10 protein-coding genes are annotated in these 16,055 nt (G+C 45.1%); 6 read left to right on the top strand and 4 right to left on the bottom strand.

Features of this window, described 5'->3' with window-relative positions; genetic code table 11:
- Positions 1 to 125: 125 nt before the first annotated feature.
- Positions 126 to 1,124 carry a class II fructose-bisphosphate aldolase gene (locus C825_RS10030; protein ID WP_044214855.1) on the bottom strand — a complete coding sequence of 333 codons (999 nt, stop codon included), beginning with the start codon at positions 1,122 to 1,124 and terminating at the stop codon, positions 126 to 128.
- Between the two features lie 220 nt (positions 1,125 to 1,344).
- Here C825_RS10030 and C825_RS10025 point away from each other — a divergent pair, with 220 nt between their 5' ends.
- From C825_RS10025 to C825_RS10010, 4 genes are all read left to right on the top strand, one after another.
- Positions 1,345 to 1,599, top strand: a complete 255-nt coding sequence (locus C825_RS10025; protein WP_007659112.1) for a type B 50S ribosomal protein L31 — start codon at positions 1,345 to 1,347, stop codon at positions 1,597 to 1,599.
- 179 nt (positions 1,600 to 1,778) lie between these two features.
- On the top strand, positions 1,779 to 2,876 hold the full coding sequence (locus tag C825_RS10020) for a phosphotransferase enzyme family protein (protein ID WP_010802379.1): 1,098 nt from the start codon (positions 1,779 to 1,781) through the stop codon (positions 2,874 to 2,876).
- Positions 2,877 to 3,156: 280 nt separating this feature from the next.
- Positions 3,157 to 5,958 carry a glycoside hydrolase family 2 gene (locus C825_RS10015; protein WP_010802378.1) on the top strand — a complete coding sequence of 934 codons (2,802 nt, stop codon included), beginning with the start codon at positions 3,157 to 3,159 and terminating at the stop codon, positions 5,956 to 5,958.
- A gap of 12 nt (positions 5,959 to 5,970) precedes the next feature.
- Positions 5,971 to 8,388 carry a hypothetical protein gene (locus C825_RS10010; protein ID WP_010802377.1) on the top strand — a complete coding sequence of 806 codons (2,418 nt, stop codon included), beginning with the start codon at positions 5,971 to 5,973 and terminating at the stop codon, positions 8,386 to 8,388.
- Positions 8,389 to 8,464: 76 nt separating this feature from the next.
- On the opposite strand, the gene C825_RS10005 is transcribed toward C825_RS10010, so the two are convergent.
- A complete protein-coding gene (locus C825_RS10005) occupies positions 8,465 to 9,367 on the bottom strand; it encodes an AraC family transcriptional regulator (protein ID WP_007659116.1) in 903 nt (300 codons plus the stop codon).
- A gap of 164 nt (positions 9,368 to 9,531) precedes the next feature.
- Between C825_RS10005 and C825_RS10000 the strand changes: the two genes are divergently transcribed.
- The gene (locus C825_RS10000) at positions 9,532 to 12,858 is read left to right on the top strand and encodes an SUMF1/EgtB/PvdO family nonheme iron enzyme (protein WP_010802376.1); all 3,327 of its coding nucleotides are present in this window, start codon (positions 9,532 to 9,534) and stop codon (positions 12,856 to 12,858) included.
- The gene (locus tag C825_RS09995) at positions 12,855 to 13,742 is read left to right on the top strand and encodes a beta-propeller domain-containing protein (RefSeq protein ID WP_010802375.1); all 888 of its coding nucleotides are present in this window, start codon (positions 12,855 to 12,857) and stop codon (positions 13,740 to 13,742) included. Before C825_RS10000 ends, C825_RS09995 begins: the two co-directional genes overlap by 4 nt.
- Before the next feature lie 16 nt (positions 13,743 to 13,758).
- Here C825_RS09995 and C825_RS09990 read toward each other — a convergent pair whose 3' ends face one another.
- Positions 13,759 to 15,075 carry a PD-(D/E)XK nuclease domain-containing ATP-binding protein gene (locus C825_RS09990; protein ID WP_010802374.1) on the bottom strand — a complete coding sequence of 439 codons (1,317 nt, stop codon included), beginning with the start codon at positions 15,073 to 15,075 and terminating at the stop codon, positions 13,759 to 13,761.
- A 186-nt stretch (positions 15,076 to 15,261) separates the two neighbouring features.
- Positions 15,262 to 16,035 (bottom strand): DNA-binding domain-containing protein, encoded by a 774-nt coding sequence (locus tag C825_RS09985; RefSeq protein WP_007659121.1) that lies wholly within the window; start codon positions 16,033 to 16,035, stop codon positions 15,262 to 15,264.
- Positions 16,036 to 16,055: the final 20 nt, after the last annotated feature.

The following is a 16,055-nucleotide window of genomic DNA, read 5'->3' as shown; positions in this document are numbered from 1 at the left end:
TCAATTACAAACTTACAAATAATAAAATATTTAATTTTATATTTATACAATAAAAAAGGAGAAAAAACAAAAAGCCACCCCGCAAACACGGGATGGCTTCCTAATATATTTAATCCGTTATCTGATTAAAGTTTGTTGTCTGAACCAAGTACATTAAGAATTTTGTGCTTGTACAGTTTTTCCATGTTATCGCGAGCCGGGCCCAGATATTTACGTGGGTCGAATTCAGCCGGTTTTTCAGCGAAAGTCTTACGGATTGCAGCAGTCATAGCCAGACGAGAGTCTGAGTCGATGTTGATCTTGCAAACAGCAGATTTAGCTGCCTTACGCAATTCTTCTTCAGGAATACCGATAGCAGCCTTCAAAGCACCACCGAATTTGTTGATTGTTTCAACTTCTTCTTCAGGAACAGAAGAAGAACCGTGAAGAACGATAGGGAATCCCGGAAGTTTTTCCATTACTGCATCCAATACTTCGAATGCCAATGGAGGAGGAACCATTTTGCCAGTCTTCGGGTCGATGTGGCACTGTTCCGGAGTAAATTTGTAAGCACCGTGAGAAGTACCGATTGAGATAGCCAAAGAATCGCAACCTGTGCGAGTAGCGAAATCGATTACTTCTTCAGGGTCAGTATATGTGTGATGATCTGAAGAAACTTCGTCTTCAACACCAGCCAATACACCAAGTTCACCTTCAACTGTTACATCGAACTGGTGAGCATAGTCAACAACTTTCTTAGTCAAAGCTACGTTTTCTTCATAAGGCAGGTGAGAACCGTCAATCATTACAGAAGAGAAACCTGAGTCGATACAACTCTTGCAAGTTTCAAATGTATCACCGTGATCCAGGTGCAGAACAATCTGAGGATTCGGACAGCCTAATTCTTTTGCATATTCAACTGCACCCTGAGCCATGTAACGCAACAGTGTTGCATTAGCATACTGACGAGCACCTTTAGAAACCTGAAGGATAACCGGAGATTTTGTTTCAACAGCAGCCTTGATGATAGCCTGCATCTGTTCCATGTTATTGAAGTTGAAAGCCGGAATTGCATATCCGCCTTTGATGGCTTTAGCGAACATTTCTTTTGTGTTCACCAAACCTAAATCTTTGTAATTTACCATTGTAGTATATATTATTACGTTAATGATTGAAAATTCTGCACAAAGATAAGAACTCTCTGAAAACTTTATGCTTTTAAGCATATAAAATAATACAAAAGTAACGCCTTCGGAAAAAATAGTTCGATTTTCTTTGTTAGTTTGAAGCAAATCCATACCTTTGCAAGCCAATTTACCGGTTACCAAACTAATAAGAGTATAAATTAAATTAGATAAAGAAGCAATGAAAAAAGGAATTCATCCTGAAAACTATCGTCCTGTAGTATTCAAGGACATGTCAAACGAAGATGTATTTATCACTCGTTCAACTATCAATGCAAAAGAAACTATCGAAATCGACGGTGTTACTTATCCGTTGGTAAAAGTCGAAATTTCTAACACTTCTCACCCGTTCTACACAGGTAAATCTAAACTGGTGGATACAGCAGGACGTGTTGATAAGTTCATGAGCCGTTACGGTAACCGCAACAAAAAATAATTGTAGATTGACAAAGTTCAATTAACAATTCAAAATGAATTTATAAAAAAGGCAGCGAACAGACTCGTTGCCTTTTTTATTTTGTCAAAGATTATTTTTACATTTGCAAGCATGATTGAAAAGAGTACAACAACAACTTGTTTTCAATAGCAATTATCAATTGTCAATTAATAAATACCATGGCAAAAACAAAAGAAGAATTACTGAACATTCTCGACCAGTTCACACTGGCAGAAAAAGTTGTTTCCGCTGAACCTTTCGGAAACGGACACATTAACGACACGCTGAAAGTAACAAACGAAAAAGGCGAGATCAAATACGTATTACAACGTATCAACCATCTGATTTTTACTAATGTAGATATGTTACAGAACAATATCAATATTGTAACGAATCATATCCGCAAAAAACTGGAAGCTAAAGGCGAAAGCGATATCGACCGCAAAGTGTTGACTTTCCTTCCGACTAAAGATGGTAAACCATATTATTTCGATGGCGACAGCTATTGGCGTGTATGCTTGTTCATCCCCAACAGCAAAAGCTACGAAGAAGTAACTCCGGAACTCTCATACGAAGCCGGTAAGGCTTTCGGTGATTTCCAGTCTATGCTGGCAGACCTGCCCGAAGGTTCACTGGGAGAAACAATTCCTAACTTCCACAATATGGAATTCCGTCTGGAACAATTCCATGATGCAGTAAAAGCTAACACTGCCGGACGTCTGGAAGAAGTGAAAGATCTGATCGAAGAAATTGAAAAACGTGCCGAAGCAATGTGCATTCAGGAACGTCTGTATCGTGAAGGCAAGTTGCAGAAACGTACCAACCATTGCGACACGAAGGTTAATAACATGATGTTCGATGCCGATACCGACAAGGTACTTTGCGTAATCGACCTGGATACGGTAATGCCGGGATTCGTATTGTCCGATATCGGTGACTTTATCCGTACAGGTGCCAATACAGGTGCCGAAGATGATGAAAACCTGGACAATGTAAATGTAAACATGGATATCTTTAAGGCTTATACCCGTGGTTACATGGAAACAGCCAAGGCATTCCTTTCTCCGCTCGAAATCAGCCTACTTCCTTATGGTGGGCGCCTGCTGACTTACATGCAGACCGTACGCTTCCTGACAGACTATATCAACGGTGATACATATTATAAGATCCACAACCCGAAACATAATCTGATCCGTACAAAAGCCCAGTTCAAACTGCTGCAAAGCTTGGAAGAACATGCGGAAGAAATGGATAACTTCATGAAGGAATGGCTGTAAACAGTCGTATATTCAAATAATTTATAAATTAAGAGGTACTTCTTAATCGGTTTATACCAAGTGTAAATCAAGATTGGATGTACCTCTTTACTATTTAGACCAACCTCTATATTTTTAATGTATAAACAACCATTTACCCGAGCAACCAATAAAAGAGAAAAATAAAGAAATAAAATCACCAAATCAGAATATAATCCATCTATAAGAGTATATTATCTATTGATTTTTTATCGAGAACACGATTCCTTTGCATCATAATTTCACATATTATTAAATACTCATGAAAAAGTACTTATCAGTCCTATTTATCTTTTTAACCCTAATGGCCTGCCGTCAGGTTGATGACAAACAATCCCTGCAAGGGAAATGGCTATTTGCCCTCGATCCTAATGACATCGGATTAACAGAACAATGGTATAATAAATCTTTAAATGACACAATTCATCTGCCCGGTTCATTACAGGAACAAGGATATGGCGACAATGTCGGAATAGAAACACCCTGGACCGGACAAATCGTCGACAGATCATGGTATGACGCTCCCCAATATGAGAAATTCCGTCAGCCGGGAAATATCAAAGTTCCTTTCTGGCTGAACCCGGACAAGCATTATGTAGGAGTTGCATGGTATCAGAAGGAAGTAGAGATACCCGCTTCATGGAACGGCCGCCCGATAGAACTCGAACTGGAACGCACGCACTGGGAAACAACGCTCTTTCTGGATGGCATGGAAATGGGGAAACACGAATCACTGTCCACTCCGTACAGACACACTTTTAATGAATTGTCCCCCGGAAAACACACGTTAACTCTCCGCGTAGATAACCGGGTAAATATAGAAGTGGGCACAAACGCACACAGTGTATCCGACCATACCCAATCGAACTGGAATGGTGTCATCGGGACAATCAGCCTGACAGCCAAACCGTCCCTCTACATAGACGATATACAGATTTACCCGAATATCACAAACAAAACGATCAAAGCTATAGTTTCGTTGGACGGAACAATCGGAACGAACGGTTCTTCCCTACTTCTTCAGATAGAGAAGAAAAATGGAAGTATCGTTGGCAAACCTTACAAAATAGAGATCACTTCTGGTTCCGGTATAATACAGGAGGCCACTCTAGCAATGGGTGATGACGCTCAGCTCTGGTCTGAACACACTCCGAACCTTTACACCTTACGTGCAGTTATCAAAAACGGCGAAAATAAAGAAGAACAATGCCGCACATTCGGTCTCCGGGAGTTTAAGGCGAACGGTACGCGTTTCGAAATAAACGGACAACCAGTATTCCTTCGCGGGACTCTGGAATGTTGTATATTCCCACTAACAGGCTATCCGGCAATGGACAATACTTACTGGGCAAAAATATATAACCAATGCAAAGCACACGGTCTAAATCATGTCCGTTTCCATTCCTGGTGTCCACCGGAAGCAGCTTTCGCAGTAGCAGACAGCATGGGTATTTACCTACAAGTCGAATGCGCAGGCTGGGCAACAGTTGGTGACGGAGGTTACTCCGACCAATGGTTCCGTGACGAAAGCGACCGCATCCTGAAAGAGTACGGTAATCATCCTTCTTTCTGTATGATGGCTTACGGTAACGAGCCAGGAGGAGCCAATCAGGCTACATATTTGTCAGGCCTGATAGATTATTGGAAATCAAAAGACCTCCGCCGCGTCTATACAAGTGCCGGTGGCTGGCCTTATGTTGAAAACGCCGACTATTGGGATCCTATGGAACCACGCATCCAACGTTGGGGAGAAGGTATGAACAGTATCATCAACGCACAACAACCCCGTACTGACTTTGACTTTGCCGACATTATCCGAAAAAATATGCCGACTGTCAGCCACGAAATCGGACAGTGGTGTGTCTATCCGAATTTCAAAGAAATAGAAAAATACACAGGAGTACTGAAAGCTAAAAACTTCGAGATATTTCAGGAAACCTTGAAAGAACATCATATGGCTGACTTAGCAGACGATTTCCTGTTTGCATCCGGACGCCTGCAAACACTTTGCTACAAAGCAGACATTGAAGGGGCTCTCCGTACGCCCGGTTTTGCCGGCTTCCAATTACTCGACCTGCATGATTTTCCGGGACAAGGAACAGCCCTTGTCGGCGTTCTTGATCCCTTCTGGGAAGAAAAAGGTTATGTAACACCGGAAGAGTATAGTACTTTCTGTAACAAAACAGTTCCTCTTGTCCGTTTCCCGAAAATGGTCTGGCTGAACAACGAGACATTGAACGTTCCCCTCGAAGTGGCACATTTCGGAGAAAAACCGTTACAAGCAGCCAATATCACCTGGGAGATCAGCAACCAGGCAGGAGAAAAGATTGCACAGGGCAACTTCGTGAAAGACCTGCCCGTAACCAATTGCATTCCTGCCGGAAATATCGAATATCCATTCTCCGGCATAGAAAAACCGACACAATTGGTTGTCAGTGCGGAAGTGAAAGAAACCGGCAGTAAAAACCAATGGAATATCTGGGTATATCCGGCAAAACAAGAAACGGTAGATAAACAACCTTATATAACTTCGGCATTGGATAACCAAGCCATGGCACAACTGGAAAAAGGAGAAAACGTCCTGCTCCTGTTGTCACCCGGAAGCATCCTGCCGGAAAAGGGAGGAAATATCAGTGTCGGCTTCTCCTCTATTTTCTGGAACACGGCTTGGACCAACAAACAACCGCCTCATACGCTCGGTATCCTCTGTGATCCCAAACACCCGGCACTGGCAGCTTTCCCCACAGAGAAATATAGCGATTATCAATGGTGGGACCTGGTAAGCCATTGCAATGCGATGGTACTGGACGACTTCCCAGCAGATTACCGCCCGGTTGTACATCTGATCGACGACTGGTTCACAAACCGGAAGTTGGGAATCCTGTTGGAAGGTAAAGTCGGTAACGGCAAACTGATGGTATGCAGTGCCGATCTGCAAACGGAATTGGATAAACGTCCGGCTGCCCGCCAGTTCAGGCAAAGCATCTTGCAATATATGGCATCCGACCGCTTCAATCCGTCTGTATCACTTGATCCGACACTAATCAAATCATTATACAAATAATTTAAAACAAACATGAAACGACTCTCTGTAATTGGCAGACTAGTGCTGCTTTTTGCCTTCGCGCTGGTTTTTCAGGCCAGGGCCCAGCATGTAAATCTGAAAACCCGTTCCACCCAAATAGGGATAAACAATGAAGGTTACTTTTCTTCTATCCTGGTAGAAGGCAAGGACATTCTTCATACGGGTAAATATCCGCTCGTAACGGCCTGCACGGACAACAAACTCATAACACCGTCCAAAATGAGCGCCAGCGGAAACCAACTTAAACTAACGATGTCCGACGGCGGCACAATCACACTGAAACATAAGGAAAGCGATGTCTGCATCACATTGGAGGTAGCAAATATCCCGGAAAAATACGACGTATTACTGTTCGGCCCGTTAGCTGTTACGATCAATGAAGTTGTTGGAGACGTGGTCGGTGTCGCACAGGGTAACGGCGTTGCCTTCGGTATACAGGCACTGAACATTAAAACGAATGCCGGTATCCCTGAGGAATACGGACAATTGATTACCAGCACATACGATTATAAAGGAAAATCTGCTGAACTGTCGGTTGCCAGCATCCCGGACTTCAAACTGGCAGCCGCCGATATTTCTGACGGGACGGTATTCCATTTCTCCGCCCGCAGAAGAAACAAACAGGAATATCGCAAAGTACAGCAAATACAGAAATCACTGGTCCTTCCGGTCGAAGGGGAAGACGGACTGATAAAAGGTTCAAAAATCGCTCTCTTCGGCTGTAAGAATACAGATGCTTTAGCCCGTATCGGCGAGATTGAAATCGAGCAGGGACTTCCCCACCCGATGTTCGACGGCGAATGGGGGAAAACAGCTCGCGCAGCCATGAAATCATATCTGATCTCTGATTTCTCGGAAGACAATTTTGATATGATCCTGGACAAGGCTAAGATTGCCGGTTTCGAATACGTTTACCATAGTGGCCCGTTCCTGGACTGGGGACATTTCAACTGGGACCCCAAATTCACCAAAGGCGGGGATGAAGGCGTAAAGAAGATGGTAGACAAGGCAAAGGCACAGGGTATCGCTGTCGGTGTCCATACCCTCAGTAACTTCACGACTACAAACGACGCCTATGTAACACCGGTTCCTTCCGACCACTTGCTGAAACAAGGCATACTCACCCTGACAGCCGATCTGAACAAAGACCAGACCGACATTACAATCAAAAAGTCAGACCTGTTCTCCATGCCGATGACGCTCAACACCCTTCAGATCGACAAAGAGCTGATTACTTACGGCACAACAGAAGAGCAGGGAGAAAACATCCTGCTGAAAAACTGTAAAAGAGGTGCCTGGGGAACAACAGCCGCCAGCCATTCACAGAAAACACCGCTGTACAAACTCTGGGACTACCCTTACAAAACCCTCTTCCCTGATCTGGTCCTGCAAGATAAATACGCTGACCGCCTGGCTGAGATAATGAATAAAACAGGTATCCGCCAGATATCCTTCGACGGTCTGGAAGGATGTTCCTACACCGGTCAGGACGAATATGCAAACAACCGTTTCGTCTATCGCTTCTACAATCAGCTCGACCAGAATGTGCTTAACGATGCCAGCCGCCTCAGCCATAACTTATGGCACATCCACACTCGTATGAACTGGGGTGAACCCTGGGGCGAAGCGATGCGCACCGGTCAGGTTGAAAATCGTATCAAAAACCAGGCATTCTTCAAACGTAATCTTTTCCCACGCATGCTGGGTTGGTTCCTGATCCGTTTGGCCGACCGTAATTTCGAATGTTCTTCTCTCGAAGACCTGGAATGGGCTTTATCCGAATCAGCTGGTTTCGATGCCGGTTATGCGATGACGATCAACAGCAACACACTGCGCCGTCACGGACAGATCGATAAATTACTGGAAGCGATCAAAAACTGGGATAAGCTGCGCGAAGCAGAAGCATTCACGGACGAGCAGAAAGCCCGTCTGAGAGATCCGCAAACAGAATGGCACTTGGAAAAAACAGACGAACAGAACTACAACCTGTATCCGCTCTATATATCCAAACATTTCCGTTGCAACCTGTCCGAAATGCAACCGGGACAACCGGGCGGTGCCGACTGGTCATGGAGCAGTCCCTACGAAAGCACATATGCCATCCGCCTGAAAGTAGATGGAGACGGAACCATCAAAGACCCGTCATTCACCACGCCTCAGGGGGTGATTAAGTTCCCCTGCGAGATTTCAGACCGCCAGTATCTGCTTTACACATTCGACGGCAAGGCCGTAGTAACCGATAAGAACTATAATGTAATCAGCGAAGTGCAGCCCCAGGGAAATGCCGTACTTCCCGCAGGCTTATCAGCCGTAGCCTTCTCCTGTGAACAGACCAGTGAAGACGCTCCCGAAGTAATCATCCGTTACATTACCAAAGGAACTCCGGAAGTGATAAAACTGAAGAAGTAACAAATCCTCGGCCTGCCGGATAGCATCACAGGTATCTCCTTATTGAAGCATTTGTTTCAGTAGGGAGATATTTTTATTATATAGAATGATTATCCGACTTCAATTCATTGAATTGTTTTACACGATACTCTCTCGGGGAACAACGGACCATCTTTGAGAACAGGCGGGAAAACTGGGAAAGGTTGGTGATGCCTACTTTTTCCGCAATTTCGATAATCGACATATGGGAAGTAAGCAGTAAAGTCTGTGCCCGTTCGATTCGTTTCATCTGGATATATTCGCAGGGAGGCATGCCAATAATCCGTTTAAAGACTTTGGAAAAATGGTCGGGAGTAATACACATTAAATCAGCCAGAACCGAGACAGAGATACGCTTGTCCAGATGCTTATTTATATATTGTATAGCCACATCCAGTTTTTCATACAAGCTGTTCGCCTCCGGTGAAAGCAAACACTCTTCCGTTATAAAGCGAGAAAACAGTTGCAGCAGGATACCGCTACTCTCTACCAGATTGGAGAATGTCGAAACCGAAACCTCATCCTCCCGGGTATAAATATTCCTGTCGTTATCATAATGCTTCGGGTCGGACGTTGGCAACGACTTATACGGGTTCAGCGCCAAAAAACGTTCCATCAGGGAATAATCCATCGGAGTAGCCTCTATCTGCAAATCCATTTTCATCGGATTGCTGATACCTTTCCCTCCTTTCGTCTCATCGAAAAAACAGATATAATAATGTTCCATAAAGTCATCGCATTCATAACTATGGAAAGCAAACTTGGGTATAAGGAAGAGTTGTCCAGGCAATAGTTCGTATCCTTTCTGATTAATATAGACTTTTCCTTTCCCTTTCGTAATCAGGTAAAGCCGGTAAAACGGACTGATGACATCCTGATAATTCCACCAGGTTTCAACCCGGGAATAGTCAGCATAAAGTAAGGGTAACGACAGGTCGTAAGGAGAATAAGAGACAAGCATATCAGACATTTATTAGTTAACCGGTGTAAATGTAGGAATAATATTTAAATGTACAATATCGGATTATGCAAAGTATTCATCTTATTTTGTCAAAGATTATAGCCGGATAGCCTTTACTTTTGTAATTACTAAACTTCATCTTATCACATAATTCTAATTACGCTATGAAACGGCTTATAACAGCATTACTTATCGTGTCCGGACTATGTAGTCCGTTCCTCCTTTCGGCGCAGGACTCCTGGCAAAGCCTGATTAACAGGCTTACCTATTACTCACCGGAAAAATACAAATCGGCAATAGATAACCTGAAAAAGAAATATCCTGACAGTTACCACCCCGATAAAGATTGGGAGAAAGCGCTCAGCGAACTGAAAACCGATAAGGAAACACTTATCAGCGGTTTGAAAGCCAAGGACCCCAAAGCGGAAAAACAGGCAAAGAAACTGTTGAAACAACTGGATGCCGCCCTGCTGGCCAATCCTTTGCTGGCGGACAAACAGGTGGTAGCTATCCGCCGGACGCTGGGCGATAAGGCCCGTACAGCCATGAGCGGGCAACTGGGCATCGCCCCTTCCAATTTCCAGAATAATTCGGAGATTGGAAATCCGAAAGCAGGCTGGACCAACGAGTTTGTTTCATTAACCGTCAACCCTGATAAAATAAAACAATCTCTCCTGTACAAACCGGAAGACGGAAAAATCATCACCGATCCGGAACCACACTTCGACGGGAAAAAACTTATGTTTTCTTCCATTGGTACCTCCGACCGCTGGCATCTGTTCGAACTCGACCTGACCACAGGTAAAGCCCATCAACTAACCCCGGATACATATAAAGATTTCGACAGCTTCGACGGATGTTATACACCGGACGGACGATACATCTTCTGTTCGACAGGTACCTTCCTCGGACTGCCTTGTACAGATGGAGGAAATAAAATGTGCGGATTATTCCTGTATGATCCAAAAACAAAACAAACCCGTCAGTTGACATACGACCAGGACAGCAATTGGGGACCGGTCATGATGGACAACGGTACTGTGCTCTACCAGCGTTGGGAGTATGCCGACCTGCCCCATTCCAATTCGCGCCTGCTGTTTACCATGAATCCGGACGGCACCACACAATCGGCTTTCTATGGTTCCAACTCCTACTTCCCGACTTCATTCTTCAATGCCCGCCCCATACCGGGACGACCATCAGCCGTGGTTGGCATAGCCTCCGGTCATCACAGCGTTTCGCGCAGCGGACGCATGCTGATCATCGATACCAATAAAGGCCGCCACGAAGCGGACGGAGTTGTTGCCGAAATCCCGTATGCCGGCAGAAAAGTGGAAGCTGTCGTTCGCGACCGCCTGCCCGACGGTATATGGCCGCAGTTCCTGCAACCGTATCCATTGAACGATACATACTATCTGGTTTCCATGAAGGAAAACCCGGAAAGCTTGTGGGGACTTTATCTGGTCGACACGTTCGATAACCGTACTCTGATTGCCGAAGAGGAAAACGTTGCCTACCTTGAACCGGTACTAATGGACAGTCGTAAATCACCGAATGTAATCCCCGACCGTATCAACCTGGCATCTTCAACTTCCACTGTTTTCCTGCAAGATATTTATGAAGGTGAAGGACTAAAAGGTATTCCGCGTGGTACAGTAAAGAAACTACGCATCGGTTCTTTCAGCTTCAGCCCGTGGGGTCAAGGCGGATTGCTGGGCACCATCGGTATGGACGGCCCATGGGATATCAAGCGAATCCTGGGCGAAGTGGATGTCGAAGAAGACGGCTCGGCCATGTTCACAATCCCGGCCAATACGGCCATATTCGTACAACCGCTGGATGCAGAGGGAAAAGCATTACAGGTTATGAGAAGCTGGTTTACCGGAATGCCGGGCGAAACGGTTTCTTGTATCGGTTGCCATGAAGAAAAATCAACAATAGCCATTCCGAAGCGGACAAAAGCATCCCTGCAAAAACCGCAGGCCATCAAAGAATGGTACGGGAAAGAGAGAGGATTCAGCTACCGTCACGAAGTACAACCCGTTTTGGATAAATATTGTATCTCCTGCCACAATCAGGACAAACCCGGAAAACCGTACCTGAAAGGGGACAAATGGATTAATGACTGGACTTCAAACATATCGGGAAGAGCCTGGAAAAACGGCGGACATTTTACACTTTCGTATGCCAACCTGCACCGTTACGTGCGTCGGCCGGGTATCGAAAGCGATATGCACATGCTGGTTCCGATGGACGTACATGCCGATCAGACCGAACTGATGCAGATTCTCCAGAAAGGGCATTACGGCGTTAAACTGGATAAAGAGTCTATGGAGAAGCTAGCCTGCTGGATAGACTTCAATGCACCTTTCCACGGACGCCGTTCTGACATTCCGAAGTTTGAAGATGCAGAAAAGAGTAATGAACTTCGTGAGCTATACCGCGAAATGTTCGGTGCCCCGGAATCGACAGCCGAATGGTTACCGGAAATCCCGCAGAATATAGAACCCGTCAGATTTGAAAAGGAACAGAAACCGTTAGGCGATACCCTGCTGGCTAAATGGCCTCTTTATGACCCGACCGAAAAATCATACGCACAATGGGACAACACGCAATGGAAACAATTGGCATTAGGCAACTTCCAGAAAAGCATCCCGCTGGGTAACGGTATTACTCTGGAATTGGTGAAAATCCCGGCAGGTTCCTTCATCATGGGTAGCGACCGGCATCCGGACGAATTGCCCCAAACAATCGTACAGGTAGACAAACCTTTCTGGATGGGGCGTTTCGAAATCACTAACGCACAGTTCAGGGCCTACAACCCGGCACACGATAGTCGCGACGAACACCGCCACGGCTACCAGTTCGGACGCAAAGGCTATTCCATGAACCACCCCGACCAGCCGGCCGTACGCATCTCCTGGCAGGAAGCGATGGATTACTGTAAATGGTTATCCGAAAAGACAGGCATGAAGTTCTCGCTTCCTACCGAAGCGCAATGGGAATGGGCTTGCCGTGCCGGAAGCGATACGCCTTTCTGGTATGGTGACATGTCGGCTGATTTCTCACGCTATGCCAACCTGGGAGACATCAAGCTGAAAGAATTTGCCGCCTGTACCGCTTATAAATTCTACGAAAGCGCCATGGTGATAGAGAATCCCAATAAATACGACGACTGGATTCCGCGCGACACGACTTACAACGACGGAGGTTTCATCTCCGAACCGGTAGGACGTTACGTCCGCAATCCATGGGACTTGTTCGATATGCACGGAAATGTATGGGAATGGACCTTGTCTTCCTATCTGCCTTACCCGTACAACGAAAATGACGGACGAAACGAATTGTCTTCGGAAAACGGCAAACGGGTTGTACGCGGAGGTTCCTGGTACGACCGTCCTTACCGTTCGACATCTTCTTTCCGCCTGCCGTACCGTGAATATCAGAAAGTATATAATGTTGGATTCCGTGTAGTAATGACTGAAGAATGATAGAACGCTATTTTAAATATCTGTTTTGCATTGTAGTAGTAATTAGCACTTGTTGCTCGTGCAGCAATACCAGAGAAAAGTTGCTTGTTTCCGGCTGTGGCTGGAAACAGGTAGCAATTCTCGACAAAAAAACAGGAGAGATAGAATGGAGTCACCCGCTTAACAAAGGGGAAGACTGCAACGATGTTGAAATAACCAGGGAAGGAAATATCCTGTATGCCTACACTTCCGGTGCCCGGATGATTACCCGTGACCAACAGACGGTGTGGGACTTCAAAGCAAAGAAAGGGGAAGAATTATTCACCGCAACCCAGCTACCTTCCGGCCATTACATGCTGGCAATCTGCGGCACCCCTTCCCGCATCATCGAACTCGACCCGCAAGGCCATCCTGTCGAAGAGATTAAGTTTGACACCAGCATCACAGGTGTGCACGACCAGTTCCGCCAGATTATAAAGACACCGCAAAACACTTACCTGATACCACTGATGGAGAAAGGGGAAGTAGTTGAAATGACTAAAGAAAAGGAAATTATCAATAGAGTCGAATGCGGTGGCAATCCCTTCGCCATCCAGATACTGAAAAACGGAAACTGGCTGGTATCCTGCGGCGATGCACATAATTTCGTGGAGATAGACCCCGCCGGCAAACAGATTGTCAGAAAAGTCGGAAGCGACGACTTACAGAACATCTCTTTGTTGTTTGTTGCCGAACTGGTCCGGTATGACAACGGAAACACGCTGATAAGTAACTGGAACGGACATAGTAAAGATAAATCGCAACCACTACTGGTAGAAATAACTCCGGATAATACAGTTGTCTGGGCGCTTCCGCTACATCAGGACATTATCAATATCTCAGCCGTCTATTCATTCAGGGAATAAGACGGCTATTCCTTTTTTATTCTTCAATAAGCCATTGTCCGATATTACGTTCGGAGGCGTCGAACATAACGCCGACTTTTATCTGTTTACGGTTATCAGCCATATAGGGTATCAGGTATCCTTTATCATTGATTTGTTTTAAAGCCGCTTCAGCAGAACCATTCAGTTTAAATTCAAAAATATAGATAGAATCTTGTGTTTTAACTACAGCATCCGCACACCCCCGGGCACTCCGTACTTCCGCATCACAAAACTGCCCCATCTGTTTAAATACCAGATAAAAAACAACTTGATAATGACGTTCAGTCTTATCATTCAACTCATACGGAAAATCAGCAAAGAATGCTTTCAAACGTGTAAGGAAAGAGTCCACATCGCCACTTTCCAACTCACGAACAAATTTACCGATATAAAAACCATTGTCTTCATCGCCGACGGATGTGTAAAACGGAGTTATGAAATCAAGAAAACCATATTTTACCTCATCATTGGGAAATCGCAAAGTATAAAGATGGAAACGCTCATCATAATCCTTTATCGTCAGATAACCGCTTTGATAAATCAATGGGATCGGATTATTTTCGGCTACCCTATATTCAGAGAAAGCAGACTCTTTCATCTCCACACCATCGATTAACGTCCGCAAATCGTATTCGCTCTGCTTTAATAATTCCACCAAAAATGTCGGTGTACCGGTTTGAAACCAGTAACTTCCAAACCGGCTAAAACTCAACGTATTCAATAAGCTAAACGGATTAAAAACAAACCGCAAATAACGGTCCGCACTTTTCAATACGCCATAAAACGCTTTCAGAGTCTTTAGGTATTCCGTTTGCAGCTTTTCATCATTAAATACCTGTAACAAAGGCTTATCATATTCATCTATCAAAACAACGACCTGACGTCCTGTCTTTTCGTAAGCACGTGTTATCACACCTATAAAACGGTCAGACAAACTATTCTCTCGCGTATCTTTACCCCAAGTATCTTCCCATCCGTTGATATGACGTTCCAGTATATATGTTAATGCTTCAATAGAAGTATATTTTTCTGCATTCAGATCCAGATGCAACACAGGATATTCCAGCCAATCCGTTTCCAGTTTCTCGATAGCCAGTCCTTTAAACAACTCTCTTTTCCCCTGAAAATAGGCTTCAATGGTAGACAACAACAGACTTTTACCAAAACGGCGGGGACGGCTCAGGAAATAAGGCTTTCCCATAGTTGCCATTTTATAAATCAAGGCTGTTTTATCAACATATAAAAAACCCTGGTTCCTTATATCTTCAAAACTTTGTATGCCTATCGGTAATTTTCTTACGGCTGCATTCATAACTTTATTTTTTCTCATATAAATATAGGATATTATATCACGTAATAGATTAATTAGAGATGTAAAATTACCGTCTCCCTTAAACGCCGTGCGGCGTCTCGATGAGACGTAACGTTGCGTTTAGGGGAGACGATGGGGTGCGTCGCGGAGAGACGTAAGGCGGCGCCTCGATGCGACGCGGGGAGGTTATTCGATTTCGGGGCGGTCACCATCGCCACTTCCACCCGTGCCTACGGTGAGAGGGCGTTCGTACTCGATGGTACGGGGCTCTTTCAACAGGGTGGTTGTGTTGGAGAACTGGGTGACGATACGTAAGGTGTACTGACCGTCTGCCAAGTCTGATGGGACACGGGCCAGGAGGCATTTCGGATCGTTCGTTGTCAGGCGGCGAGTGACGGGATGCTCCGTGCCGTCGCTGGCGATGAAGAAGACACCGACACCTGCGGCTTCACCGGATACACGGATCTTTTCGCCTTCAATACGGATATCGTCGCCGGGAGTGATGGTATCATTGGAGAGGCCGGTGACCGTATCGATAACTAAGCCGATATTGGCACCGCTATCCTTCACCGTCAGAACTTCTACTCCGACATGACTCAAAGCTTCGCGCATTTCAGAAGAGAGCGTGATATCGAGCGTCACCTTATGTTTCTCCGGGTCGAATTTAGCACTCGAGCCGATCCATGGACCTAGCACACGCGGGGTGTATTGGCACGTTTTCGTTAATACACTGTAACCGTCCATAACCGCTTCACGGATGATGCGGTCATGCTGGTTAATGATTGATAACAAGGTATCGTACTTGTATTCCGAACCTTCATTTACTATCCGCTGCGCAATGTCTTCGTTACGCAACGAGTTTTTCATGGTGGATACTTCGGCTGTGTAGTCGTTATCCACATCTTTTGTCAGGAGGTTCAGGCGGAGCCAGACCTTCCAGAATTTGGTGTAATTTGCCATAATAAACAATTTAATGAATA

It is taken from the genome of Parabacteroides sp. ASF519, from assembly GCF_000364265.2.
Taxonomy (GTDB): Bacteria; Bacteroidota; Bacteroidia; order Bacteroidales; family Tannerellaceae; genus Parabacteroides; species Parabacteroides goldsteinii.
This window is presented reverse-complemented; position numbering and strand designations above follow the sequence as displayed.